The 23,432-nt window shown below is 67.9% G+C and carries 23 protein-coding genes; 6 read left to right on the forward strand and 17 right to left on the reverse strand.

Features of this window, described 5'->3' with window-relative positions; translation table 11 throughout:
• Positions 1–28: 28 nt before the first annotated feature.
• Positions 29–889, reverse strand: a complete 861-nt coding sequence (locus ACZLZQ_RS20215; RefSeq protein ID WP_472950896.1) for a DMT family transporter — start codon at positions 887–889, stop codon at positions 29–31.
• A gap of 117 nt (positions 890–1,006) precedes the next feature.
• Between ACZLZQ_RS20215 and ACZLZQ_RS20220 the strand changes: the two genes are divergently transcribed.
• Complete coding sequence (locus ACZLZQ_RS20220) at positions 1,007–2,410, forward strand: aminotransferase-like domain-containing protein (protein WP_472950897.1); 1,404 nt, start codon at positions 1,007–1,009, stop codon at positions 2,408–2,410.
• A 50-nt stretch (positions 2,411–2,460) separates the two neighbouring features.
• On the opposite strand, the gene ACZLZQ_RS20225 is transcribed toward ACZLZQ_RS20220, so the two are convergent.
• Positions 2,461–2,865 carry a hypothetical protein gene (locus ACZLZQ_RS20225; RefSeq protein WP_472934639.1) on the reverse strand — a complete coding sequence of 135 codons (405 nt, stop codon included), beginning with the start codon at positions 2,863–2,865 and terminating at the stop codon, positions 2,461–2,463.
• A 194-nt stretch (positions 2,866–3,059) separates the two neighbouring features.
• On the opposite strand from ACZLZQ_RS20225, the gene ACZLZQ_RS20230 reads away from it, so the two are divergent.
• The 3 genes from ACZLZQ_RS20230 (at position 3,060) to ACZLZQ_RS20240 (ending at position 7,050) form a co-directional block, all read left to right on the forward strand.
• Positions 3,060–4,688, forward strand: a complete 1,629-nt coding sequence (locus ACZLZQ_RS20230) for a long-chain-fatty-acid--CoA ligase (RefSeq protein WP_472950898.1) — start codon at positions 3,060–3,062, stop codon at positions 4,686–4,688.
• Positions 4,689–4,793: 105 nt separating this feature from the next.
• Positions 4,794–5,687 (forward strand): DUF1499 domain-containing protein, encoded by an 894-nt coding sequence (locus ACZLZQ_RS20235; RefSeq protein ID WP_472950899.1) that lies wholly within the window; start codon positions 4,794–4,796, stop codon positions 5,685–5,687.
• Between the two features lie 277 nt (positions 5,688–5,964).
• Entirely contained in the window at positions 5,965–7,050 is a 1,086-nt protein-coding gene (locus tag ACZLZQ_RS20240; protein ID WP_472950900.1) for an HWE histidine kinase domain-containing protein, read from the forward strand.
• A gap of 119 nt (positions 7,051–7,169) precedes the next feature.
• Here the strand turns inward: ACZLZQ_RS20240 and ACZLZQ_RS20245 are convergent, their stop codons facing one another.
• The 3 genes from ACZLZQ_RS20245 to ACZLZQ_RS20255 are packed head-to-tail and all read right to left on the reverse strand — an operon-like array spanning position 7,170 to position 9,797.
• Entirely contained in the window at positions 7,170–8,072 is a 903-nt protein-coding gene (locus ACZLZQ_RS20245) for an MBL fold metallo-hydrolase (RefSeq protein WP_472950901.1), read from the reverse strand.
• Positions 8,073–8,112: 40 nt separating this feature from the next.
• Entirely contained in the window at positions 8,113–8,871 is a 759-nt protein-coding gene (locus ACZLZQ_RS20250) for a pseudouridine synthase (RefSeq protein ID WP_472950902.1), read from the reverse strand.
• Entirely contained in the window at positions 8,868–9,797 is a 930-nt protein-coding gene (locus tag ACZLZQ_RS20255) for a class I SAM-dependent methyltransferase (RefSeq protein WP_472950903.1), read from the reverse strand. The genes ACZLZQ_RS20250 and ACZLZQ_RS20255 overlap by 4 nt, the downstream gene beginning before the upstream one ends.
• A 156-nt stretch (positions 9,798–9,953) precedes the next feature.
• Here ACZLZQ_RS20255 and ACZLZQ_RS20260 point away from each other — a divergent pair, with 156 nt between their 5' ends.
• A complete protein-coding gene (locus ACZLZQ_RS20260) occupies positions 9,954–10,280 on the forward strand; it encodes a YnfA family protein (protein ID WP_472950904.1) in 327 nt (108 codons plus the stop codon).
• A 231-nt stretch (positions 10,281–10,511) separates the two neighbouring features.
• Here the strand turns inward: ACZLZQ_RS20260 and ACZLZQ_RS20265 are convergent, their stop codons facing one another.
• The 9 genes from ACZLZQ_RS20265 to ACZLZQ_RS20305 all read right to left on the reverse strand — a co-directional run bounded on the left by ACZLZQ_RS20265 (position 10,512) and on the right by ACZLZQ_RS20305 (position 19,171).
• Positions 10,512–11,288 (reverse strand): MetQ/NlpA family ABC transporter substrate-binding protein, encoded by a 777-nt coding sequence (locus ACZLZQ_RS20265; protein ID WP_472950925.1) that lies wholly within the window; start codon positions 11,286–11,288, stop codon positions 10,512–10,514.
• 68 nt (positions 11,289–11,356) lie between these two features.
• Entirely contained in the window at positions 11,357–12,022 is a 666-nt protein-coding gene (locus tag ACZLZQ_RS20270; RefSeq protein WP_472950905.1) for a methionine ABC transporter permease, read from the reverse strand.
• The gene (locus ACZLZQ_RS20275) at positions 12,012–13,076 is read right to left on the reverse strand and encodes a methionine ABC transporter ATP-binding protein (protein ID WP_472950906.1); all 1,065 of its coding nucleotides are present in this window, start codon (positions 13,074–13,076) and stop codon (positions 12,012–12,014) included. The genes ACZLZQ_RS20270 and ACZLZQ_RS20275 overlap by 11 nt, the downstream gene beginning before the upstream one ends.
• Positions 13,077–13,293: 217 nt before the next feature.
• Entirely contained in the window at positions 13,294–13,623 is a 330-nt protein-coding gene (locus ACZLZQ_RS20280) for an L-rhamnose mutarotase (RefSeq protein WP_472950907.1), read from the reverse strand.
• The gene (locus tag ACZLZQ_RS20285; RefSeq protein ID WP_472950908.1) at positions 13,620–14,642 is read right to left on the reverse strand and encodes a zinc-binding alcohol dehydrogenase family protein; all 1,023 of its coding nucleotides are present in this window, start codon (positions 14,640–14,642) and stop codon (positions 13,620–13,622) included. The genes ACZLZQ_RS20280 and ACZLZQ_RS20285 overlap by 4 nt, the downstream gene beginning before the upstream one ends.
• A gap of 26 nt (positions 14,643–14,668) precedes the next feature.
• The gene (locus tag ACZLZQ_RS20290) at positions 14,669–15,631 is read right to left on the reverse strand and encodes an ABC transporter permease (protein WP_472950909.1); all 963 of its coding nucleotides are present in this window, start codon (positions 15,629–15,631) and stop codon (positions 14,669–14,671) included.
• Between the two features lie 74 nt (positions 15,632–15,705).
• Positions 15,706–17,229 carry a sugar ABC transporter ATP-binding protein gene (locus ACZLZQ_RS20295; RefSeq protein WP_472950910.1) on the reverse strand — a complete coding sequence of 508 codons (1,524 nt, stop codon included), beginning with the start codon at positions 17,227–17,229 and terminating at the stop codon, positions 15,706–15,708.
• A 118-nt stretch (positions 17,230–17,347) separates the two neighbouring features.
• Positions 17,348–18,325, reverse strand: coding sequence for an ABC transporter substrate-binding protein (locus ACZLZQ_RS20300; protein ID WP_472950926.1), 978 nt, complete (start codon positions 18,323–18,325; stop codon positions 17,348–17,350).
• Between the two features lie 171 nt (positions 18,326–18,496).
• Positions 18,497–19,171: a GntR family transcriptional regulator gene (locus ACZLZQ_RS20305; protein ID WP_472934653.1), complete on the reverse strand. Its 675-nt coding sequence runs from the start codon at positions 19,169–19,171 to the stop codon at positions 18,497–18,499.
• 348 nt (positions 19,172–19,519) lie between these two features.
• On the opposite strand from ACZLZQ_RS20305, the gene ACZLZQ_RS20310 reads away from it, so the two are divergent.
• Positions 19,520–20,821, forward strand: coding sequence for a porin (locus tag ACZLZQ_RS20310; RefSeq protein ID WP_472934654.1), 1,302 nt, complete (start codon positions 19,520–19,522; stop codon positions 20,819–20,821).
• Positions 20,822–20,911: 90 nt separating this feature from the next.
• On the opposite strand, the gene ACZLZQ_RS20315 is transcribed toward ACZLZQ_RS20310, so the two are convergent.
• The 3 genes from ACZLZQ_RS20315 to ACZLZQ_RS20325 are packed head-to-tail and all read right to left on the reverse strand — an operon-like array spanning position 20,912 to position 23,387.
• Entirely contained in the window at positions 20,912–21,580 is a 669-nt protein-coding gene (locus ACZLZQ_RS20315) for an aspartate/glutamate racemase family protein (protein ID WP_472950911.1), read from the reverse strand.
• A gap of 42 nt (positions 21,581–21,622) precedes the next feature.
• The gene (locus ACZLZQ_RS20320; RefSeq protein WP_472950912.1) at positions 21,623–22,507 is read right to left on the reverse strand and encodes an ABC transporter permease; all 885 of its coding nucleotides are present in this window, start codon (positions 22,505–22,507) and stop codon (positions 21,623–21,625) included.
• Position 22,508: 1 nt separating this feature from the next.
• A complete protein-coding gene (locus ACZLZQ_RS20325; protein WP_472950913.1) occupies positions 22,509–23,387 on the reverse strand; it encodes an ABC transporter permease in 879 nt (292 codons plus the stop codon).
• Between the last annotated feature and the right edge of the window lie 45 nt (positions 23,388–23,432).

Below are 23,432 nucleotides of genomic sequence, written 5' to 3' on the forward strand. Positions count from 1 at the left end.
GGCCGCACTGCGGCCGGGCGCTTGCCTTTCAGGCGAAGCGCTTGGCGCCGGCGACGCAGAGGACGACCAGCCCCGTCACAGTCACCATGCTCCAGGCGACCGGTTCGCCAAGCAGGAGCGCGGCCAGCGCCAGGCCGAAGAACGGCTGGAGCAGCTGCAGCTGCCCGACGCCGGCAATGCCGCCGAGCGCGAGCCCGCGGTACCAGAAGACGAAGCCGATCAGCATGCTGAAGACCGAGACGTAGCCGAGGCCGAGCCAGGCGGAGGCGCCGACATCCGCGAGCCCCGTTGGACGAACGACCAGCGCCAGCGCCAGCATCAGCGGCAGCGCGAGGACCAGCGCCCAGCAGATGACCTGCCAGCCGCCGAGCCGCCGCGACAGCGCCGCCCCTTCGGCATAGCCGAGGCCGCAGATGACGATCGCCGCGACCATCATCAGGTCGCCGGCGAGCGAGGCGCCGCTGCTGCCGGCCAGCGCGAAACCTGCGACGGCGCCGCTGCCGAGAAGCGAGAAGAGCCAGAAGGCCGGCTTCGGCCGCTCGCCGCCGCGCAGAACCCCGAAGACGGCGGTGGCGAGCGGCAACAGGCCGATGAAGACGATCGAATGCGCCGAGGTCATCTGCTGCAGCGCCAGCGCCGTCAGCAGCGGGAAGCCGATGACGACGCCGAGGGCAACGATCGCCAGCGAGAGGAGGTCGCCCGCCGCCGGCCGCTTCTGCCGCAGGCCGGCGAGGAGGGCTGCGGCGATCAGCGCGGCGATGACGGCGCGGGCCGACGTCAGGAACAGCGGCGTGAAGCCGTGCACCGCGACCCGCGTCGCCGGCAGCGACCCGCTGAAGATGATGACGCCGAGCAGCCCGCTGCCCCATCCCGCCGTGGTCCTGTCCATGCCGTCTCCCCCTTCGTTCGACGTCGGGATAGCGCGGCGGTAGCTGGCGCGGACAGTGACAGTTCAGTACGGTTGATGGAAACCGTATGGGTCAAAGGGCCAGCGAGGGCGACAGCGATGCTGGAGAGGATGACGCCGGGAAGCCGCACCGGCGCGGTGATGCAGGAGATCCGCCAGCGAATGGCGGCCCGCATCCTCACCGCCGGCGATCGGCTGCCGTCGATCCGGGGTTTTGCCGACACGCTCGCCGTATCGCCGTCGACGGTCGCCGAGGCCTATGGCCGGCTGGCGGCAGAGGGCCTCATCCGGTCGCGGCCGGGCTCCGGTTTCTACGTCGCCGGTGTCCTGCCGCCGCTGGCGCTCGCCGAGGTCGAGCCGAGGGCCGATCGGGAGATCGATCCCTTCTGGGTGTCGCGGCAGTCGCTCGACGCGCCGGGCACCACTTTGCGCCCGGGCTGCGGCTGGCTGCCGGCGGACTGGATGCCGGAAGCCGCGATCCGCCGCGGCCTCCGCCGCCTCGCCCGCGCCGATGCCGCCGTCCTCGCCGACTACGGGCCGACGCGCGGCTCCATCGGGCTGCGCAGCCATCTCGCCCGGCGCTTTGCCGGCGAGGGGATCGACGTCGGCGCCAACGAGATCATGCTCGCCGCCTCGGGGTCGCAGGCGCTGGACCTTCTCTGCCGCTTGCTGCTGCAGCCCGGTGACTGCGTGCTGGTCGACGATCCCTGCTACTTCAACTTCCAAGCCCTGTTGCGCGCCCACCGCGTCCGCATCGTTGGCGTCCCCCACACCCCGACCGGCCCGGACGTCGCGCTGTTCATGGCGGCCGCCGCCGCGCATCGACCGCGGCTCTACCTCACCAATTCGGCGATCCACAACCCGACTGGCGCGACCCTGTCGGCGGAAACGGCGCGGGCCGTGCTCGACACCGCGGCGGCGCAGGACATGGTCATCGTCGAGGACGAGATCTTCGCCGATTTCGAGCCGGACCCTTCGCCGAGGCTCGCCGTGATGGGTGGGCTCGACCGGGTCGTGCGGATCGGCAGCTTCTCGAAGACGCTGTCGGCCTCGGTCCGCTGCGGCTACATCCTCGCGCGGGCCGACTGGATCGAGGCGCTGGTGGACCTGCAGATCGCGACGAACTTCGGCGGCCCGAGCCCGGTGGCAGTCGAACTCGTGCTCGGGGTTCTCAGGGACGAGGCCTATAGCCGGCATCTGAAGACGTTGCGCACCCGCCTCGATCATTGCCGCCGCGACGTCGCGGCTGCGCTGTCGGGCCTCGGAATCGCGGCATGGACGATGCCGCGGGGCGGCTTCACCCTCTGGGGCCGGCTGCCGGACGGACGCTCCGCCGCGGCGGTGGCGAAAGCGGCGATGACTGAGGGCCTGGTGCTGGCGCCGGGCGACATCTTTAGCACCAGCCAATCGGCGAGCGATATGATGCGCTTCAACGTCGCGCAGATGGACAAGGCAAGCCTCGAGATGATCCGGCGATCGCTGAGGCTGAACCCCCGCCCTTAGAATTAGTAAGATAGAGCGTCCTTTGTACGCCCTTCTTGACGCACGGCGCTCTAGGCGGTTCCGGCCGGGCGCATGCCGGCGATCGGCAGGTCGCCGCGGATCCGCTCGAGCACGCCGATGAAGGCGCGGGCAAAGCCGTGGAAACGCTCGCCGACCTCAGCCCTCGAGGCCATGCGCACCGTCAGCCCGTCCTGGTCGAGGATGGCGAAGAGGATGCGGCCGGAATTGTCGCCGGCCATCCGGACCGCGGCGATCCGCTGGGCATCCTCGATCGAGCCGTCCGCCGGCATTTCGAACAGGATTTCGCCGCCGATCACATGGGCGGCGTTGCTGACGCAGTCGGCAAACGGCGCGGCGGTCACGTCCTGCAGGTCGAGCGCGAGTTCGAACTCCACGGCCTCGAAAGGCTCGATGGCGCTGTCCGCGGCCGGGATGGCGGTGTGATTCTCGAGCATCTGTTTTTCCCCTCGAATGGCGCCGTTTCCGCCGGTGGCGGTGGCGGCTTGGCTTCGCTGGACAAAGATCCGGCGGGTGAACACACTGCAGGTGCGGGAGCGTCCCCAGCCCGTCCGGCTGATGCGGTCCGGCTGAGGCTTCCCCAGAGAAGCCAGTCAAGATGAGAAATGCGACGAAAGGGAGGAAGCTGCCCGTGCAGGGACTGATGCAGGACTGGCCGCTGGCGTGCTCGAAGGTGATCGACCACGCCGCCACGTATCACGGCGGGCGCGCCGTCGTGTCCCGCTCGGTCGAAGGGCCGATCCACCGCACCACCTATGCCGAAGTGCGCCAGCGCTCGCTGCGGCTCGCCAAGCGGCTGGCGGCCGAGGGGCTGCGGCCGGGCGACCGGGTGGCGACCATGGCCTGGAACACCTGGCGACATCTCGAATGCTGGTACGGCATCACCGGCATCGGCGCGGTCTACCATACGCTCAACCCGCGGCTGTTTCCCCAGCAGATCGCCTGGATCATGAACGACGCGGAAGATCGGCTGATTTTCGTCGACCTCACCTTCCTGCCGATCCTCGAAGCCATCGCACCTAGCATTCCGAGCCTTCGCCGCCTTGTCGTCCTCACCGATGCGGCGCACCTGCCGGAGACCAGCCTTCAAGGCGTCGTGCCCTACGAGGAATGGCTGGCCGAGGCGGACGAGGATTTCGCCTGGGCGGCGGTCGGTGAGAACGATGCCGCGGGCATGTGCTACACCTCCGGCACCACGGGCGCGCCGAAAGGCGTCGTCTATTCCCACCGCTCCAACATCCTGCACTCGATGATCGCGCTCGGTGGCGACGCGATGGGCCTGTCGTCGCGCGACCGGGTGATGCCGGTGGTGCCGCTGTTCCATGCCAATGGCTGGGGTCTCGCCTTTTCCTGCCCGATGGCTGGCGCGGCGATGGTGATGCCGGGTCCGCGCATGGACGGTGCCTCGATCTTCGCGCTGCTGACCGAGGAGAAGGTGACGATGTCGGCGGCGGTGCCGACGGTCTGGATGATGCTCCTGCAGCACCTCGAAAAGCATGGCGGCGCGCTGCCCGATCTCGACCGCGTGGTGATCGGCGGATCGTCCTGCCCGCGCGCGACGATCCGCACCTTCCAGGACGATTACGGCGTCCGCGTCATCCACGCCTGGGGGATGACCGAGATGAGCCCGCTCGGCACGCTCTGCTCGATCACTGCCGACTATGCCGACCGCAGCGGCGAGGCGCTGCTCGACATCGCGCAGACGCAAGGCCACCCGCCTTTCGGCGTCGAGATGAAGGTGGTGGACGACGACGACGTGCCGCGGCCTTGGGACGGCGAGACTTTCGGCCGGCTGAAGGTGCGCGGTCCGGCGGTGGCGTCGGCCTATTTCAAGGGCGTCGGCGCCGAGGCGTTCGATGCCGACGGCTGGTTCGACACCGGCGACGTCGCCCATGTCGACCCGCACGGCTACATGAAGATCACCGACCGCTCCAAGGACGTCATCAAGTCCGGCGGCGAGTGGATCTCCTCGATCGACCTCGAGAACCTCGCCGTCGGCCATCCCGACGTCGCCGAGGCGGCGGTGATCGGCATCCGCCATCCGAAATGGGACGAGCGGCCGCTTCTCGTCATCGTCGCCAAGGAGGGACGAAGCCCCGGCAAGGCGGACCTCATCGCCTTTCTCGACGGCAAGGTCGCGCGGTGGTGGCTTCCCGACGACGTCGTCGTGGTCGACGAGATCCCGCACACCGCGACCGGCAAGATCCAGAAGACGACGCTGCGCGAGCAGTTCGCCGACTATCGGTTTTCGCTGGAGTAGACCGGCAGAGGGCGACACTGGCACCGCGCGTCTTGCGGCCGGAAGGCGGCTCGTTACTGGAGCGGTAACTCCGCTTGGGCTAGGATGCAGGCCAAGGGGCATTCTATGAGCGTGGCGGCATTGTCGGGGCACTATATCAGGAAGCAGCTGCGGACGGCGGGCTGGGCGCGGCGCATCGCGGCCTTTGCCGGCCTGCTGCTGGTCACCGGCATTCTCGTCTACCGCTTCGGCGGGATCGACTTTCCGGCGCTGAAAGCGGTTCTGCGCCTGGTCTTCGCGCTGGTCTGCCTGACGCTCGTCCTCGCGCTGGCGGGGCTTGGGCGCGTCTGGCGGCACGGCCACGAAGGCGGCGGCAAGGCGGCCGGGGCGCTGTTCATCGCGCTGCTGGTCGCGGCGCCCTTCGTCGCGGCCGCGGTGATCGCCAGCCGCAGCCCGATGGTCGACCGCGCCGAGACCGACGGCATGCTCGCCTCCGACATCGCCGAGGGCGCGACGCTTGCCGAGGCGCTGCCGAACGAGGCGAAGGCGCCGGTGCTCGGCGGGCGGCATTACCAGGCGCGCGCCGCGCAGGTCTACATCCTCGTGCGCACGGTGCTGGCCGACGAAGGCTGGACGCTGGAGGAGGTTGCGACCGCCGAACCGGACGCGCCGGCCGGGCCGCTGGATGATTCCGGCGACCTCGGCATTTCCGGCACCGTCGACATTCCGCTGCCGACCGCCCGCGGCTCGGTGACGGCGCCGCCAGACCCCTTCGACCGGCCGGAATCGCGCGAATACACGCTGAAGGCCGTCGCTACCGGCCCGATCCTCGCGCTGCCGAGCGACGTCGTCATCCGGATCTCGGAGGATGAGGACCAGACCTATGTCGACCTGCGCGCGACCTCGCGCCTCGTCGACTGGGATCTCGGCCAGAACCGCCGCTTCCTCGAGACTTTCCTCGCCGACCTCGACACTGCCATGGCCGGCCTCGTCGCCATCGGCCCGGTGGTCGAGGGCTGAGGTGGCGGGACTGCGGCGTTCTGACGCAAGAAGTGCCGCTGGCATCTGCGCCCGCCAGCAAACACCGGCTCCGGGCGCGACGCTCGCCGATCGCCAGCAGACCAAGGTCGGGCGAGCGGCGACGCGCCGCTGCGCCATCTCGGCATGCCGATCGGCCATCGGTCATGCCTGATCCGCTCCGGCTCCCGTGAGTTGAGCCAGATCCTGCGAGCGTGTATGATCCCAGCATCGCTGACCGGGCCTTTCGCCTAACGGCTGAGCCAACCGGACCCGGACATTGCCAGACGCGTTCACCGCCGACATCGACCTCATCGCCAGCATCCCGGCCATCCCCTCGATCCTCGACGTTGTCTGCCGGCTGACGGGCATGGGCTTTGCGACCATCGCGCGGGTGACCGAAGGCCGGTGGGTCATCTGCGCGGTCAAGGACGATATCCGTTTTGGCCTTGCTCCCGGCGGCGAGCTGAAGGTCGAGACGACGATCTGCCACGAGGTTCGGGAGAGTTCCGAGGCCGTCGTGATCGAGAACGTCGCAGAGGATCAGATCTACTGTAACCACCCGACGCCAAAGATTTACGGCTTTCAGAGCTACGCGTCCTTCCCGATCGTGCTGCCGGACGGCTCGTTCTTCGGCACCCTCTGCGCGATCGACCCGCATCCGCGAAAGCTGAAGACGCCTGAGATCATCGGGACCTTCAAGCTCTTCGCCGAGCTCATCGCCTTCCATCTCGATTCCGCCCGCAAGCTCGCCGACACCCAGCGGCTTCTCGACGAACGCCGTGACGCCGACCGTCGGCAGCGGATTTTGCAGCGCGAACTGTCGCACCGGATGAAGAACACGCTGGCCATGGTGCAGGCCGTCGTCACGCAGAGCCTCAGAAGCGCGACGTCGTTGAAAGACGCCGCACATCTGGCGACGGAGCGGATCCAGGCGCTTGGGCGCGCGCAGGATATGCTGACCGAGACGAACTGGGAGACCGCGGACATTCGCGACGTGGTCACCGCCTCCATCGCGCCCCATCTCGACGGCGGCGAACGGTTCGTCGTCGACGGGCCGCGGGCGGACCTGACGGCGCAGCAGGCCATGGGGCTGGCCCTGGCGATCCATGAACTCGCGACGAACGCGGCCAAGTACGGCGCCCTGTCCAATGAGATGGGGCGGATCCATCTGTCGTGGACCGTCGATGACGGGCAGCTGCGTCTCGACTGGCAGGAGAGCGGTGGGCCCGCGGTCGCGCCACCGACCGGGAAGGGTTTCGGCTCCAAGCTGACGGAACGCGTCGTGCCCACCTATTTCAGCGGCAAGGCGTCTCTCGCCTATCATCCGCACGGCGTGCACTACGCGCTCCAAGGCGTGATCTAGGATTACGCGTCCGATCTGCCGGGGTTGCTGAAACTTACGGCCTAAGCGGCCAAACGTTCGCTCTTCGAAGACGGCGGGCAGCGCTGTGACCAGTGGCCGGAATTGAATGCCAAGCGCAGCTATTCCGCCGGCACGTAGATGCTGTCGACCAGCACCGGTCCGTCCGTCGTCACCGCGCCCTTGGCGACGAGATCCTCGAGATGCGCCAGCACCGAGAGGCCGGCGGCGCCGTGGAGGCGCGGATCGGTCTGGCGGTAGATGGCCGCGACGATTTCGGGGATCGTCCTGTCGCCGCCGTGCAGCCGTTCGAGGATCGCCGTCTCGCGCATCCGCCGGTGCGTCTTCAGCCCGCGCATGAACGCCTTCGGCTTGCGGACCGGCCCGCCATGGCCGGGCAGGAACAGCGTCTCGTCGCGGGCGAGGAGGCGGTCGAGCGAGGCCATGTAGTCGGCCATCGCGCCGTCCGGCGGGGCGACGATGGTGGTCGACCAGACCATCACGTGGTCGCCCGAGAACAGCGTGTCGCCGAAGGCGAAGGCCATGTGGTTGGCGGTGTGGCCGGGCGTCGCCACCGCCTCGAAGCGGCCGGCGGGAAAGTCGAGGATCTCGCCGTTGCGGACGAGGCGGTCGGGGCGGAACGCCATGTCGCCGGCGGCCTCCATCGCGTTGACCTCGCCTTCCTGCAGCGCGCGGGTGGCGCGGTGCGGGCCCTCGGCCACCACCGGTGCGCCGGTGGCGGATCGCAGCCTGTCCACCAGCGCGGTATGGTCGCGGTGGGTGTGGGTGACGAGGATGGCGTCGACCGGCCGCCCCGCGATCGCCGCCATCAGCGCCTCGAAATGCCCCTCCTCGTCCGGGCCGGGATCGACCACGACCACTGAGCTGTCACCGGCGATGTAGCTGTTGGTACCCTGGAAGGTGAACGGGCCGAGGTTGCGGCCGGTGACCCGGAGCACGCGGTGCGCCACCGGCACGGCCTCGCCATGCCGCGGATCGAACGAGGTTTCAAATTCTATGTCCATGCGAGACCCTTTGGTCTTTGCGCCGCAAGAGGCAAGCGCCTCAAGCGGAAGCGTCCGCCGCCTTCACCGGAAAGACTTCGGCGATGTCCGCCGCCGTCATGATGCGGTACGCGCCGGGGGCGAGGTCGTCCGGCAGCGCCAGGCGGCCGATCCGGTCGCGGTGGAGCGCGGCGACATGGTTGCCGGTGGCGGCGAACATCCGCCGGACCTGGTGGTAGCGCCCCTCGTGCAGGACGATGCGGGCCGTCGTCTCCGAGGTGACCTCGAGCTCGGCCGGCAGCAGCGGCTTGTCGTCGCCGTCGAGCATCAGCGTGCCTGCGGCAAAGACCGCCGCCTCGTCGCCCTTCAGCGGCCGCTCCAGCGTCACGACATAGCGCTTCGGCACATGGTGCTTCGGCGAGATGATCCGGTGCAGCAGGGCGCCGTCGTCGGTGAGCAGAAGCAGGCCGGACGTTTCCTTATCGAGCCGGCCGACGGTCGAGAGCGCGGGGTCCCGCTGGCGCCAGCGCGGCGGCAGCAGGCCGTAGACCAGCGGTCCCGCCTCCTTGTGCGAGCAGGTGACGCCGAGCGGCTTGTGGAGGAGCAGGCAGACGCCGGGCAAGGGATCGAGCGCCTCGCCGTCGACAATGAGCCCGGAAGCCAGCTCCGGCGTGAGCTTGACCCGGCCCTCGGCATCGCGGATCGGCGCGCCGTCGAGAACGATGCGGCCGTTGCGGGCCAGCTGCTGCATCTCGCGGCGCGAGCCGTAGCCGAGATTGGCAAGCAGCCGGTCGAGCCGGACGCTGGCCGGCCCCTTCACTTGCGCGCCTCGAAGATCTTGTAGCCGCCGCTCTCGGCCTTGAGGTTGACCAGCTTGAAGATCGGCTTCAGCACCTCCTCATAGGGTAGGTGCCGGTTGGCGGTGAGCCAGAGGAAACCGCCGGGCTTCAGCATGTCCGCGGCCTGGCGGATGAAGCTCTGGCCGAGCGTCCTGTCCTCGGTGCCGCCATCGTGGAAGGGCGGGTTCATCACCACGAAGTCGAACTTGTCCGGCAGCCGGGCGCCGCCGCGGACATCCGCCCACTGTACCGTTGCGCGGGCATCGCCGACGTTCTTGCGGGCGGCCTCGACGGCGCGGCGATCGATGTCGACCAGCGCGATGCTCTCGACTTTCGGCGAGGCCAGCACCGCCAGTGCCAGCGTGCCCAGGCCGCAGCCGAGATCGGCGACACGGCCGGAGAGTTTTGGAAGCTGTTCGATGAGCAGCGCGCTGCCGGGATCGAGCCTGTCCCAGGAGAAGATGCCAGGCTGCGTCCACAGGCCCGCCTCGTTCTGCCGCGGACCGCCCTCGGCGATGGCGGCACTAATGTTTTCGCGGGCGTCCCGGTCGAAGCTCTCGGGGCGTAGCGTCTCGCAGATGCGGAAATGCTTGCGCGAGTCCTCGCCGACGTCGCAGCCGAAAGCCTTCAGCTCCTTGGCGATCCGCAGGCCGCCCTTGTCTTTCAGCGCCAGCACGGTGAGCGGCGCGCCGGGCTTCAGCGCCTTCAGCGCCAGGGCGATGATCGCCCGGCGTTCGAGCGTGCCGGGCGGCGCGAGCAGCACCATGGCGCCGAAGCTCGCCGGGGTGGCCGCCTCGAGCGCGGACGCGCCGGGCACCAGCGGCGAAAACTGGACGGCGCCGTCGGGGAGATCGACGAGGTCGGCGGGCGGGGCGCCATAGACGCCTGTGGGGATGATCTGGGACACGAAAATTCCAATCGGCTTTTCCGCGTCTCTATATCGCCGGGCCGGCAAAGGCTATGCGGAAGGCCGACGCGGCGGTGAGAAGCGGGCTGCGCTGCTGGCGGGCGGGCGCGCGGGAAGCCAGCGGACGAATATCGAACGCAACCGAAAGAGGGCCGAATGCCGACGATTGCGATCTATGCCCTGGCCGCGCTCGCCGAGATCGGTGGCTGCTTCGCCTTCTGGGCATGGCTGCGGCTGGGAAGATCAGTGCTCTGGCTGATGCCGGGCCTGCTCAGCCTCGCCGCCTTCGCCTGGCTCCTCGCCCTCGTCCCCACCGATCAGGCAGGGCGCGCCTATGCCGCCTATGGCGGCGTCTACATTGCTGCCTCGATCGCCTGGCTCTGGAGCGTCGAAGGCGTCCGCCCCGACCGTTGGGACATCACCGGCGCGGCGATCTGCCTGGTCGGGGCGGGGATCATTCTCTGGGCACCCCGCGGGGCGTGAGCGGAGAGGCCGCTGGCAGGGAAGGGGGCTTGCGCCATGTCCAACCCCCTCTGCCTGCCGGCATCTCCCCCTCAAGGGGGGAGATCAAGCACGGGACCGCGCGCGATAAGCCGATCTCCCCCCTTGAGGGGGAGATGCCCGGCAGGGCAGAGGGGGGCCAACTGCCGCGGCGATAGCAACTACGCTAGCTGCCGCAGCGATCGCCTTCCGCGAACTCCCCCCAAACCCGCCTTACCAGCTCGGGATCACCGCGCCCTTGAAGCGCTCGGTGACGAAGGCCTTCACCTCGGGGCTGTGATAGGTCTCGACCAGCGTCTTGACGAAGGGCTTGTCCTTGTCGGCGCCGCGCACGGCGATGACGTTGACGTAAGGCGACTTCGCGGCCTCCTTGGCGATGGCGTCCTTCTGCGGGTCGAGGCCGCCTTCCAGCGCGTAATTGGTGTTGATGACGGCGGCATCGACGTCGGCGAACGAGCGCGGCAGCTGGGCGGCGTCGAGCTCGGCGATCTTGATGTTCTTCGGGTTCTCGGTGATGTCGAGCGGCGTCGGCTTCAGGCCGGCGGCCGGGTCGAGCTTGAACAGGCCGAGATCGGCGAGCAGCAGCAGCGCGCGGCCGCCATTGGTCGGATCGTTCGGCACCGCCACCTGCGCGCCGTCGGCGAGCTCGGTGATCGCCTTCACCTTCTGCGAGTAGATGCCCATCGGGAAGTTGACCGAGGTGGCGACGCTGACGAGGTCGTAGCCGCGGTCCTTCACCTGGTTGTCGAGATAGGGCTGGTGCTGGAAGGAGTTGGCGTCGAGGTCGCCGTCCGCCAGTGCCTGGTTCGGCACGACGTAGTCGGAGAATTCGAGGATCTCGATGTCGAGCCCCTTCGGCGCGGCGAGCGCCTTCACCTTCTCCATGATCTCCGCATGCGGGCCGGGGGTGACGCCGATCTTGATGCTCTCGGCGAGCGCCGGCAGAGCGACGCCGCCGGCAAGAAGGGCGGCAAGGACGCGGGATTTCAGGCGCATGGGACTCTCCTGGGGAGGGAAGACGGGGTAGGGAGGGGTAAGATAGGTGTGTCGGTGGAAGATCAGGCCTTGCGGCTGCGCTTGTCGAAGCGCCGCGCAACGAGGTCGCCGGTCGACTGCACGGCCTGGACGAGGACGATGAGCACGAGGACGACGGCCAGCATCATCTCCGGCATGAAGCGCTGGTAGCCGTAGCGGATGCCGAGATCGCCGAGGCCGCCGCCGCCGACGGCGCCGACCATGGCGGAGTAGCCGATGAGGCTGACCACGGTCATCGTGACGCCGAGGGTGATCGACGGCCGCGCCTCCGGCACCAGCACCTTCAGGACGATCTGCAGCGGCGTCGCGCCCATCGCGCGGGCCGCTTCCGTGAGGCCCGGATCGACCTCGCGGATCGCCGATTCGACGAGACGGGCGACGAAGGGAATGGTCGCGATGGTCAGCGGCACGATCGCCGCCGTGGTGCCGATCGAGGTGCCGGTGAGGAACCGCGTCAGCGGGATGATGGCGACGACGAGGATGATGAAGGGCGTCGAGCGCAGCGCGTTGACGACGACGCCGAGCAGCCGGTTGACCATCGGCGCAGCGTAGAGCTCGCCCTTGCGGCTGGTGGCGAGGAAGACGCCGAGCGGCGCGCCGAAGACGATGCCGATGGCGGCTGCCACCGCCACCATGAACAGCGTGTCGAGCGTGGAGGCGAGGATCAGGTTGATCATGTTAGCGGACATGGCCGAGAACCTCCGCTGAAAGGCCGCGCGCGGCGATGAAGGCGAGCGCCGGGGCAAGGCTCGGCTCCGGCAGCGACACGACGAGCGTGCCGAAAGGCTGGCCGCCGATCTCGTCCACCGCGCCGGCGAGGATGTTGACGTCGATGGCAAGCTCCCGCCCGAGGGCTGCGAGGATCGGGTCGGTGGCGGTCGGCCCGGTGAACAGGATTTTGACCACCGCCTGCGTGTCCGGCCCGGCGGCCTGCGTCAGGCGCTCGGTGACGAAAGCCGGCAGCCGGACGCCGGTGACGCCTTCGAGGAAGGCGCGGGTCACTTCATGCTGCGGCCGGGCAAAGACCGAATAGAGCGCGCCCTCCTCCACCACGCGGCCGGCATCCAGCACCGCGACGCGGCTCGCCACCTCCCGCACCACCTGCATCTCATGCGTGATGAGGAGGACGGTGAGGCCGAGCTCGGCATTGATCTGCCGGAGCAGCGCCAGCACCTGGCGCGTCGTCTCAGGGTCCAGCGCCGAGGTCGCCTCGTCCGACAGCAGCACCTTCGGCTCGGTCGCCAGCGCCCGGGCGATGCCGACGCGCTGCTTCTGGCCGCCCGACAGCTCGGCCGGATAACGGCCCGCCTTGTCGCCGAGGCCGACGAGATCGAGCAGCGGCGCGACGCGGGACCGGATGTCGCGTCGGCTGACGCCGGCGATCTCCAGCGGCAGCGCGACATTGTCGAAGGCGGTGCGCGAGGACAGGAGGTTGAAGTGCTGGAAGATCATGCCGACCGAGCGGCGCACGCCCCGCAGGCCCGCCTCGTCCATGCCGGCGACGTCGACGCCGTCGACCAGCACTTCGCCTGAACTCGGCCGTTCCAGCCCGTTGACCAGCCGCACCAGCGTCGACTTGCCGGCGCCCGACCGGCCGATGATGCCGGTGATGCTGCCGCGCGGCACGGTGAGGCTGACATCGCGGAGCGCGACGAAGCCGGCTTGCCCCTTTGCGGCGGCAAACTCCTTGCGGACGGCGGAGAACCGGATGATCGGTTCGGCGGACTTCTCGGCGACGGGCACGGCACAACTTCGAATGGGGTCGTCCGGCCATCACGGCCGATTCCTGGAAGGGGAGAGACATGCCGCCTCCAACCGCCGCACGCAAGGAAGGAACGTGCGGGGGAGGGCCGGCGGGTGGAAAACCGATCCGTCACCCATGGTCAAAGACCATTTCCAGATCCACCTTGCCAGCGAGTTCAATTGCGGAAGCGGGGCAAGATCGTCAGGACTGACCGCCTCAGTCCATCCGGAACACTTCCTCCATCGGCGCCCACCATTCGCCCTCGGCGCGGTTTTCGCGGGGGACCTGGCACGGGTCGGTGAGCTTCCACCAGCGCTGGGTGTCGGGGCAGGCGGCGATGGCCTTCTGGTCGGCGGCGTGGTCGGTGCCGTGGTATTCATAGGTGCCGAAGAGGACGTTCTCGGGCTCCTGGAGGAAGATCGAAAAGGCGCGGATGTTCTGGCGGTGGAGCGTTGCCAGCACTGCCGGCCAGACGTCGGCGTGCAGCGCCTTGTATTCCGCCACCTTGTCGGCCCGCAGGCCGATGGTCATCGCATAGCGCTTCATGCCGGCAGCTCCACCACGATCTTCAGCACCTCGCCGCGGTGCGCGTCCCAGTAGGGAAGGGCGTCCGCGGCATCGTCGAAGGCGAAGATGTTCGAGATCAGCCGGTCCGCATCCTCCCCCATCGCCTCGAGGCACGCGGCGGCTGCGGCGAAGTCGGCGGCGGTCGCGTTGCGCGAGCCGAAGATGTCGAGCTCCTTCAGGTTGAAGAGCTGCGTCTGGTAGCTGACCGGCGCCTTGCAGTAGCCGATGTAGACGACGCGCCCGGCAAAGCTGGCAAAATCCACCGCCTGGGTGAAGGTCTCGGGCAGGCCGACCGCCTCGATGACGACGTCGAAGCCATCATCGCCGGTGAGGCGCGACACCGCAGCCGCGGCGTCCTCGTCGGCGGGGTTGATGCTGGCGGCTGCCCCGAGCGAACGGGCGAGCGCCAGCTTGTCGCCGGCGATGTCGAGGACGGTGACCTCCGCTCCCTTGCGCACGGCGCCGAGCAAGGCGCCCATGCCGATCATGCCGCAGCCGATCACCAGCACGCGGTCGCCCTGTTCCACCCGGCCGCGCTCGACGGCGTGGAAGCCGACCGAGAGCGGCTCGATCAGGGCGAGATGGCGCGGTGCCAGCACCGCGTTGACGATGATCTTCTCGAACGGCACCGTCAGCCGCTCCTTCAGCCCGCCATCCTGCTGTACGCCGAGGGTGCGGTTGTAGCGGCAGGCATTGGTGCGGCCCTTGCGGCAGGACGCGCAAGTGCCGCAGGCGGTGTAGGGCAGGACGGTGACGCGGGTGCCGACGGAAAGATGGGCGGGCACCCCGCTGCCGACCTCGGCGATCTCGCCGCCGATCTCGTGGCCGGGAATGCGCGGCAGGCTGACCAGCGGATTGAGGCCGCGGAAGGTGTTGAGGTCGCTGCCGCAGAGCCCGACATGGCGGATGGCGACGACGACCTCGCCGGGGCCCGGCGTGGCCTCCGGTGTTTGGCCGAGGGCGGTGGTGCCGACGGCGTCGATGAACAGGGCTTTCATGCGGTGGCTCTCTCCAGGGCGGCGGCTCAGCGGCCGCGGCGCCTCAGCTGGTCGAAGAAGACGATGACGATGATGAGGACGCCGGTGATGATCCTCTGCCAGAACGAGTTGAGGTTGAGAAGGTTGGCGCCATTGTTGATGGTGGCGAGGATGAAGGCGCCGATCAGCGGGCCATGCACAGAGCCGATGGCGCCGAACAGGCTGGTGCCGCCGATCACCGAGGAGGCGATCGCCTGCAGCTCCCAGCCTTCCGCTTGGGTGGCGTTGCCGATGCCGATGCGCGCGGCGAGGAGGATGCCGACGAAGGCGGCGCACAGCGCCGAGAGCGAATAGGCGAGGTAGATCATGGTCGAGACCCGCACGCCCGAGAGGCGAGCGGCCTCCGCGTTCGAGCCGACGGCAAAGAGATAGCGGCCCCAGCGGCTCTGGTGCAGGAAGATGAAGGCAGGCACCGCGACAAGGATTACCATCCAGAAGAGGTTGGGAACGCCGATCAGGCTGCCGCGCGAGAATTCGTTGAAGGCCTCGTTCTTGATGCTGATGGTCGAGCCGTTGGTGATGAGCAGGCCGATGCCGCGCAGCGAGGTCAGCGTCGCCAGTGTGATGATGAAGGGCGGCAAGCCCATGCGCACGATCGCGAACCCATGGAACAGGCCGATGCCAAGGCCCATCGCCAGTGTCAGGAGGACCGCCGCCCAGATCGGAAACTCCGCCTGCAGCAGGAGCGCGACGATCACCGTCGAGAAGCCGACGATGGCGCCGACGGAGAGGTCGATGCCGGCGGTGATGATGACGAAGGTCTGGCCGATCGCCAGGATCGCGATCATCGATCCCTGCCGCAGGAGGTTGGCGATGTTGCTGGCGGTGGCGAAGTTCGGCGTGGCGACCGCAAGGATCGTGCAGAGCAGCAGGAGGAAGCCGAGGAGGGTCAGCGCGAACAGGAAGCTGAAATTGCGGCGCGGCTTGGCCGGCACGGGTTCGGTCGTCATGGGCAGCTCCTGCGGGCAGGGTTTGTCGGGAGGCGAAGGCCGGGTTTTCCGGCAGGCCAGATGCGGTGGTGCCGTCAGACGCCGATGGCTTGCGCCAGGACGTCCTCGTGGCTCGATTGCTGGTAGGCGCGGGTGGCGACGAGGCGGCCGCTGCGGAAGACGTGCAGCGTGTCGGCGAGCTCGTAGACCTCCGGCAGGTAGGACGAGATCAGGAGGATGCCGGCGCCGCGCTTCAGGAGCGCCCCGAACAGACGGTAGATCTCGGCCTTGGTGCCGACGTCGACGCCGACCGTCGGCTCGTCGAAGATGAAGAGCTCGGCGCCGTGGTTCAGCCACTTGCCGATGACGATCTTCTGCTGGTTGCCGCCCGACATGGAGGAGGCAAGGCTCCGCCGGCTCGGCGTCTTGATGCCGAGGCTCTTGATCTGCCGGTCGGCGTGCTCGTGCTCGAGCGTGCGCGAGACGGTGAGGCCGCGGGTCAGCCGGTCGTAGATCGGCAGGTTCAGGTTAAGGCCGATCGGCAGGTTCAGGCAGAGCCCCTGGTCGCGGCGGCTCTCCGGCGCCAGCGCCATGCCGAGGCCGATGGCGACGCGCTCGTCGGAGATCTCGACCGGCCGGCCCTTCCACAGCGTCTCGCCCGCCGTCTTCTTGGTCCGGCCGTAGAGGCCCATGACGAACTCGCTGCGGCCGGCGCCGATGAGGCCGTAGAGGCCGACGATCTCGCCGGCGCGCACCGTTAGCGAGACGTCGCTGAAGCCGGGGCCCGAGAGGTTGCGGACCTCGACGAGAGGGGCGCCGAGCGCGATCGTCTCCTTGTGGTAGATCTGCTCCAGCGAGCGGTTGATCATCATGGCGACGAGCTCGGCGTCATTGGTCTCGCCGATCAGCCGCGTGCCGACGAGGACGCCGTCGCGCAGCACCGAGACGCGGTCGGCGAGCTCGAATACCTCCTCCATCCGGTGGCTGATGTAGACGATCGTCACCCCTTCCGCCTTCAGGCGGCGGATGAGGGCGAACAGCTGGTCGGCCTCCTGGCGGGTGAGGTAGGCGGTCGGCTCGTCGAAGATCAGGAACCTCGTGCCGCGCAGCGAGGCACGCGCGGTGGCGACGAGCTGCTGCTGGCCGATGGTCAGCGATTCCAGCGGGGCGCCTGCCGGCAGCCGGAAGCCCATGTCGTCGAGGATCGCCTGCGCGGCCTTGGTCATCTCGCGCTTTTGCAGGATGCCGAAACGCGCCTTCTCGTCGCCGAGGAAGATGTTGGCGGCGACCGAAAGGTGCGGGCAGAGCACGACCTCCTGGTGCACGGCATTGATGCCGAGGTCGATCGCGTCCTGCGGCTGGGCAAGCGTCACCGGCTGGCCGCGCCAGAAGGCCTCGCCCGCCGTCCGCCGGATGACGCCGGTCAGGAGCTTGATCAGCGTCGACTTGCCGGCGCCGTTCTCGCCGACGATGGCGTGGATCTCGCCCGCGTCGAAGGCGAGTGTCAGGGGTTTCAGCGCCCGGACCGGGCCGTAGGATTTCTCGAGGCCCTTGAGCTCGAAGATCGGCCCCGGCGTCTCGGCCGCTGCCACCCCTCGGGCGGCCAATGCTTGCGTCACGCTGTCACTCCCTCCCAGGATGTCTCCGGGAGCGGATGCCCCCGGAGGATGGTCGCGCGCCGCCGCGCCGGCCCGGTTGCTTCCGGGCACTGTTCACGGCGGGCTCGGCTTTCGCGGCTCAGTTGACCTTGGGGTTGAGCAGTTCCTGCGAGCGGGCGTCGTTCATGTTGGCGGTGGTGATGAGGTTGGCGCCGGTGTCGACGTTCTTCTCGACCATCTCCTTCTTGGAGACGGCGAGCGCGGTCTTAATGCCGTCATACCCCATCCGGTAGGGGTCCTGAACCACCAGCGCCGAGATCACGCCTTCCTTCAGGAAGCCGACCAGCTTGTCGTCGCTGTCGAAGCCGACGAGCGCGACCTTGTCCTGCGCCTTGTTCTCGGCGATCGCCTGGCCGGCGCCCTGCGCCATGATGAGGTTCGACGCGAAGATGCCGACAAGGTTCGGGTTGGCGGTCAGAAGGTCGGTCGTCATGTTGAGGCCGGTCGCCGCCTGGCCGTCGGCATATTTGTCGGCGACGAGCTTGAGGCCGGGATACTTCTCCTTCAGCTGGGCGGTGAAGCCCTCGCGGCGCTGTTCCAGCGAGCCGGCGCCCGGCGTGTTGGTGATGAGGGCGACGTCGCCCTCCGCCTTGCCGTGCTTGGCGGTGATCGCAGCGGCCAGGCCGTCGGCGGCGATGCGCCCGCCCTGGACGTTGTCGGTGGTCAGGAACGAGGAGAAGGCGTCGGAGTCGGCGCCCGAATCGATGCCGATGATCGGTACGGAAGCGGCCGCCTCGGTGATCGGCGCGCCGAGTGCGGCGCGTTCGGTCGGCGAGATGACGATCGCCGCCGGGGCGCCGGAGACGGCGTTCTCGAGGATGGAGATCTGGCCGTTGACGTCGGTCTCGGCCTGCGCGCCGAGCTCGGGCACGGTGACGCCGAGGTCCTTGCCGGCGGCGCGGGCGCCGGCCAGCACGATCTGCCAGTAGAAGGACGTGGTGTCCTTGACGATGATTGGGATCGTCACCCCTTGCGCCACCGCCGGGCCCGCGGGCACCAGGCTGGAGACGGCGAGAAGGGCGACGGCAACGGTGCCGAGGATGCCGCGGCGGCTCATGCGATACGATGACATTCTATTCCTCCCAAAGGCGCTCTGCGGTGTCATCGTCATGCCGGCGCGGAGCATGCCGTGATCCTTGCCCCGTTCGGGGCTGGCGGGCGCGGTTGTTCCGCTGCTCCGCCAGGAATTCTGTTGTCGTGCCAGCGTCCCCGAAGGACGCAGACCCTTTTATTTGACCGGCAACTCGTCCGGGTGGCGGGCCACCAGGTCGTCGCGACTGGATTCTAGATGGTGCCGCAGCGCCGCCACGACGGCCTCCGCGTCGCCCGACCGGAAGGCATCCATGATGGCGGTATGCTCAATCCGGACCCGCTCGGCGACATAGGTGTCGATCGAGTAGGTCCGGGCGGTCTGAAGGCGCATCTGGATCGACTGGTGCCATCCGGCGAGCACCGAATTGCCGCCGAGTTTCACCAGCCGGTCGTGGAACTCCCGGTCGAGCGCGATCGCCTTGCCGAGCGCCGCCTTGTTCCTGGCCGGCAGGATCTGGAACTGCTGGGCCGCCAGCGTCGCCAGCCCGTCGATGAAGGCTGCGTCGACGCGTCCGGCGCTCCAGCCGGCGGTCACCGCATTGGTCTCGATCAGGATCCGCGCCTCGTAGATCTCGACGATGTCCTCAACGAGGAAGCGCCGCACCAGCGAGGCCCGGCGGTCGTTGCCGGTGACGAGGCCGTCGCGTTCGAGCAGCGCCAGCGCCTCCTTGATCGGCGTCTGGCTGATGGCTAGTTCCTGCGCGAGCTCGTCCGGAAACAGCCGCTGTCCGGCGCTGAGCTCGCCCGACAGAATCTTGTTCTGGATTTCCGCATAGGCCTGTCGCGCCAGCGTCGGTCGCCCGGTCGCCATCACCGCTCCCCCCGATTTGGCGAGAGATCATCACGGCAACGGGAGCGGGTCAATAAAAAATTTTCTATTTAGTTCACTCTGCTGTTTGGTGGCGTTGCCGGGGCTTCATTGGCACTCTTTGGAGAGGGATGAGTCCGATCAGCCGACCGGCGATATGAAGGCCGAACCTTGCCCGCAGCATCGTTGCCCCGCTGCAACAGCCAGCTCCAGACAAGTAAGCCAGACCTATCTTTGCGTGCAGCGACCATCTTGTCGTCATATAGGCTTCGCGTTGAAACCTTAGTCCAGCCCCATCGCCGCCGCAATTGCTGCTGGTGTGTCAGGCCGCGGTTACCAGGAGCGTTTCGAATGCGCATCAAGACCCTTCTCCTCACCTCCGCTGCCGTCCTCTCCGGCGCGATGTCGGCGCAGGCCGCCGATGCCGTGGTCATGGTCGAGCCCGAGCCGGCCGAATATGTCCGCGTCTGCGACGTCTACGGCGCCGGCTTCTTCTACATTCCGGGCACCGAGACCTGCCTCAAGGTCGGCGGCTATGTCCGCGCCCGCGTGATCGTCGAGGACAAGATCGGCAACAGCGACCTCGACGATGCCGGGCGCGATGCCAATGGCGACGTCGTCTTCGACAATGATGCCGCGCGCATGGGCACACGGGTCCGCGCCCGGCTCGAGTTCGACGCCCGCGAGGAGACCGAGTTCGGCACGCTGCGCGCCAAGGCCCGCGTGCAGGCCGAGAACACCGGCGACGGCTTTTCCACCGGCGACCAGGGCTACGGCATGGACGAGGGCTATCTGCAGCTCGGCGGCCTGACGGCGGGCTATGTCGACTCGCTGTGGACGCACAATGACGGCGGCATCGAGGACGGCCTGCTGCTCGAGGAAGCCGACTTTGCCGCCGGCGATTTCACGCAGAACCGTCTCTCCTACATGTACACCGACAACGGTTTCTCGGCGACGATCTCGGCCGAAGACGACGGCACCGGCGACTTCGTCCCCGACGTCCTTGGCAAGCTCGCCTATACCGGCGCCTTCGGCGGCGCCTACCTCATCGGCGTCTTCGACGAGGAAGCCTACAGCCGGACCTTCGCCAACGATGTCGACTTTGCATCGCTTGGCGTCGACAGCGACATCTTTGGTACGCTGGTCCTGCCGGAAGGCTATGCCGCCAACGACAGCGCCTTCGCGCTGAAGGCCGGCGTCCTTCTCGAAAACCTCGTTGCCGACGACTCCTCGTTCAAGATCGAGGGCCATTACGCCTTCGAGCCGACGGAATACGCCGTGGTCGAGACCGCCTATGGCGAGGGGCTCCTCGACGGCAATTTCGTCGGGCAGAACGTGCCGAGCGAATATCAGGTCGGCGCCGGCTACAGCCAGACTTTCGGCAAGCTCACCCTCGCGGTCGACGGCGTCTACGGCGAGACCTTCGACCTCGAAGTGGCGAATGGCGGTTTCTTCAACGGCAACGAGTTCGTCGGCGCTACGCAGAAGGTCGGATCGGCCGACTATTACGGTCTCGGCCTGAATGTCGGCTACGAGATCACGACCAACCTCTCGCTGCTCGGCGAAGTCTCCTACCGCGACATCGACCTGCCGGCCGGCGTCGACAATTTCGACCAGACGGCCGGCTATCTCGAGCTGAAGCGCGAGTTCTGAGCCCGTCCGGATGGGGTGAAAGCACCCCCTCCGGCATGTGGTTATGGATGATAGGCCATCAGCCGCGCGTCCCCTCGGGCGCGCGGCTTTTTAGTCGCGGTCGCCCGCCGAGTTGGCGAGAACCTGGCTTTCGAGCAGCCTGACGGCCGCGACGACGCCGTCGATCACCGGCAAGCCGAAGCGCCCGGTATAGTCGGCCGCAAGGTCGGCCATCCCCGCGCAGCCGAGCACGATGGCCGCCGGCTGGTCCTCGGCGAGGGCGCGGGCGATCTCGGCGGCCACCGTCTCGCGGGCCGTACTGCCTTCCTCCTCCAGCGCCAACACCGGCACTTCCGAAGCCCGCACCCGCGCGCAGGCGGCCGAGAAGCCATAGGTCTCGATATTGCGTGAGATCACCGGGATCGACACCGACAGTGTGGTGACGACGGAAAACCGCCGGCCGCCGTCCATCGCCGCGATGAAGGCGGCCTCGCCGATGCCGACGACGGGCTTGTCCGTCAGCCGTCGCGCTTCAAAGAGGCCGGTATCGTCGAAGCAGGCGATGGCAAAGCCGTCCATCTCGGCGGCATGCTCGGAGATCAACGCGAGAAGGCCGGGCACCGCGGCCTCGCCGTCTTCCGGACCCTGGATCGAGGCAGGTCCGGTCCCGGAAGTCAGCGCGACGATCTCGGTGCCGTCGGAAGCCGCGGCCCGGGCTGCGATCGCGACCTTGTCGGTCATCGAGGCGGTGGAGTTCGGGTTGATGAAGCAGAGGCGCATGCGGATTTCTTCGACGTCGAGGGTGAGGGGGCAGGGCGGAGGCTACAGCGTGCCCTTGCCGGCATCGGAGGCGCCGCGGGTGCGGCGGCGGCGGAGCAGCAGGCCGGTGCCGAGCGTCGCGCCGATGACCAGGAAGGAGATCGCCGTCGTCATCGTGCCGAGCGCGTAGATCGCCGGCGTCGTCACCGTCGTGGTCAGGCCCTGCAGTTCCAGCGGCAGCGTGTTCGGGCCGCCGATCGCCTGGCTGGACCGGGCGATCTCGTCCCAGGACAGGGTGAAGCCGAACAGCGCGACACCGATGAGGTAGGGCGCGATGATCGGCAGCACGACATGGCGGAACGTCTGCCAGGGCGACGCGCCGAGATCGCGCGCGGCCTCCTCATAGGCCGGGTTGAAGCGGTTGAAGACGACGAACATGATCAGCATGCCGAAAGGCAGCGTCCAGGTGAGGTGCGCGCCGAGCGCCGAGGTGAAGAGGCCCATCGCCGACTGGAAGGCGGGCCCAAGGAGGGAATGCTCCTTGATGAAGTCGTCGAGGATCCGGAACTCCAGCGCGATGCCAAGCGAGACGACGATCGAGGGCAGGATCAGGCTGGCGATGGCGGTGTAGAACAGAAGCGTTGAGCCGACGAAGCGGCGGCGGAAGGCGAGGCCCGCCAGTACCGAGATTACCACGGTCAGTACCGTGACCACGAGGCCGAGGCGGAAGGAGCGCCCGAAGGCCGCCCAGACGTCGACGACGCCGAGCCCTTGCCAGAGCACGCCGAACCAGTGCGTCGAGAAGCCGTTCATCGGAAAGGTCAGGCCGCCTTGCGGGCCCTGGAAGGACAGGATGACGATGGTCAGCGTCGGCCCATAGAGGAAGGCGACGAACAGCGTGAAGAAGGCGGCAAGGAGGTAGAAGACCGGGCTGCGCTTTTCGCTCATCTCAAAGCTCCTTGCGGATGTCGACGAGCCGCGTCAGCGCGAAGATCATCAGGAGGACGGTGGCGAGCAGCACCACCGCGTTGGCGGCGGCGACGGGGAACTGCAGATAGCTGATCTCGACCGAGATCGTCTTGCCGACCGAGGCGATCTGCTGGCCGCCCATCAGACCGATGGTGATGAAGTCGCCCATCACGATGGTGATGACGAAGATCGAGCCGATCGCGATGCCGGTCTTGGAGAGCGGGATGATGACGTTGGTCAGCGTCTGCCAGCCGCTGGCGCCGGCGTCCTTCGCCGCCTCGATCAGCGAGCGGTCGATCCGCAGCATGGAATTGTAGATCGGCACCACCATGAAGAAGGTGAACAGGTGGACGAAGGTGATCGTCACCGAGAATTTCGAATAGAGCAGCCAGTCCAGCGGCGCGTCGATCGCGCCGATGCCGAGGAGCGCCTTGTTCACCAGCCCCTCGCGCCCGAGCAGCGGGATCCAGGAGATCATCCGGATGACGTTGGAGGTCCAGAACGGGATGGTGCAGACGAGGAACAGCATCGACTGGATCGCCTTGCTGCGCACCTCGAAGGCGAGGAAGTAGGCGACGGTGAAGCCTATCAGCAGAGTTAGCACCCAGACGATACAGCAGAAGTAGAGCGTCGACAGGTAGGTTTTGAAGGTCGTGCAGACGGTCGGCAGCTTGACGATGCAGCGGTCGAAGACGTCCATGTAGTTCTGCAGGACGAAGGCCGGCTGGATCGAATAGTTCTCATAGGTCCAGAAGCTCACCACCACGATGAAGGCCAGCGGAATCACCAGGAAGACCAGGAACACCAGGCCGAGCGGCATGGCCTGGAGATAGGGTGCGATGCTGGTGCGTGATGCCATGGAAGATCCGGGTGAGAGGGTAACGCCGCCAATCTCCCCCCTTGA

The sequence above is a fragment of the Mesocryomonas lacus genome (genome assembly GCF_055730105.2).

Bases quoted from the DNA above. Each gene is read 5' to 3' on its own strand.
- ACZLZQ_RS20215 (WP_472950896.1), bottom strand. From the start codon at position 889: ATGGACAGGACCACGGCGGGATGGGGCAGCGGGCTGCTCGGCGTCATC.
- ACZLZQ_RS20220 (WP_472950897.1), top strand. From the start codon at position 1,007: ATGCTGGAGAGGATGACGCCGGGAAGCCGCACCGGCGCGGTGATGCAG.
- ACZLZQ_RS20225 (WP_472934639.1), bottom strand. From the start codon at position 2,865: ATGCTCGAGAATCACACCGCCATCCCGGCCGCGGACAGCGCCATCGAG.
- ACZLZQ_RS20235 (WP_472950899.1), top strand. From the start codon at position 4,794: ATGAGCGTGGCGGCATTGTCGGGGCACTATATCAGGAAGCAGCTGCGG.
- ACZLZQ_RS20245 (WP_472950901.1), bottom strand. From the start codon at position 8,072: ATGGACATAGAATTTGAAACCTCGTTCGATCCGCGGCATGGCGAGGCC.
- ACZLZQ_RS20260 (WP_472950904.1), top strand. From the start codon at position 9,954: ATGCCGACGATTGCGATCTATGCCCTGGCCGCGCTCGCCGAGATCGGT.
- ACZLZQ_RS20270 (WP_472950905.1), bottom strand. From the start codon at position 12,022: ATGTCCGCTAACATGATCAACCTGATCCTCGCCTCCACGCTCGACACG.
- ACZLZQ_RS20280 (WP_472950907.1), bottom strand. From the start codon at position 13,623: ATGAAGCGCTATGCGATGACCATCGGCCTGCGGGCCGACAAGGTGGCG.
- ACZLZQ_RS20285 (WP_472950908.1), bottom strand. From the start codon at position 14,642: ATGAAAGCCCTGTTCATCGACGCCGTCGGCACCACCGCCCTCGGCCAA.
- ACZLZQ_RS20290 (WP_472950909.1), bottom strand. From the start codon at position 15,631: ATGACGACCGAACCCGTGCCGGCCAAGCCGCGCCGCAATTTCAGCTTC.
- ACZLZQ_RS20300 (WP_472950926.1), bottom strand. From the start codon at position 18,325: ATGAGCCGCCGCGGCATCCTCGGCACCGTTGCCGTCGCCCTTCTCGCC.
- ACZLZQ_RS20305 (WP_472934653.1), bottom strand. From the start codon at position 19,171: ATGGCGACCGGGCGACCGACGCTGGCGCGACAGGCCTATGCGGAAATC.
- ACZLZQ_RS20310 (WP_472934654.1), top strand. From the start codon at position 19,520: ATGCGCATCAAGACCCTTCTCCTCACCTCCGCTGCCGTCCTCTCCGGC.
- ACZLZQ_RS20315 (WP_472950911.1), bottom strand. From the start codon at position 21,580: ATGCGCCTCTGCTTCATCAACCCGAACTCCACCGCCTCGATGACCGAC.
- ACZLZQ_RS20320 (WP_472950912.1), bottom strand. From the start codon at position 22,507: ATGAGCGAAAAGCGCAGCCCGGTCTTCTACCTCCTTGCCGCCTTCTTC.
- ACZLZQ_RS20325 (WP_472950913.1), bottom strand. From the start codon at position 23,387: ATGGCATCACGCACCAGCATCGCACCCTATCTCCAGGCCATGCCGCTC.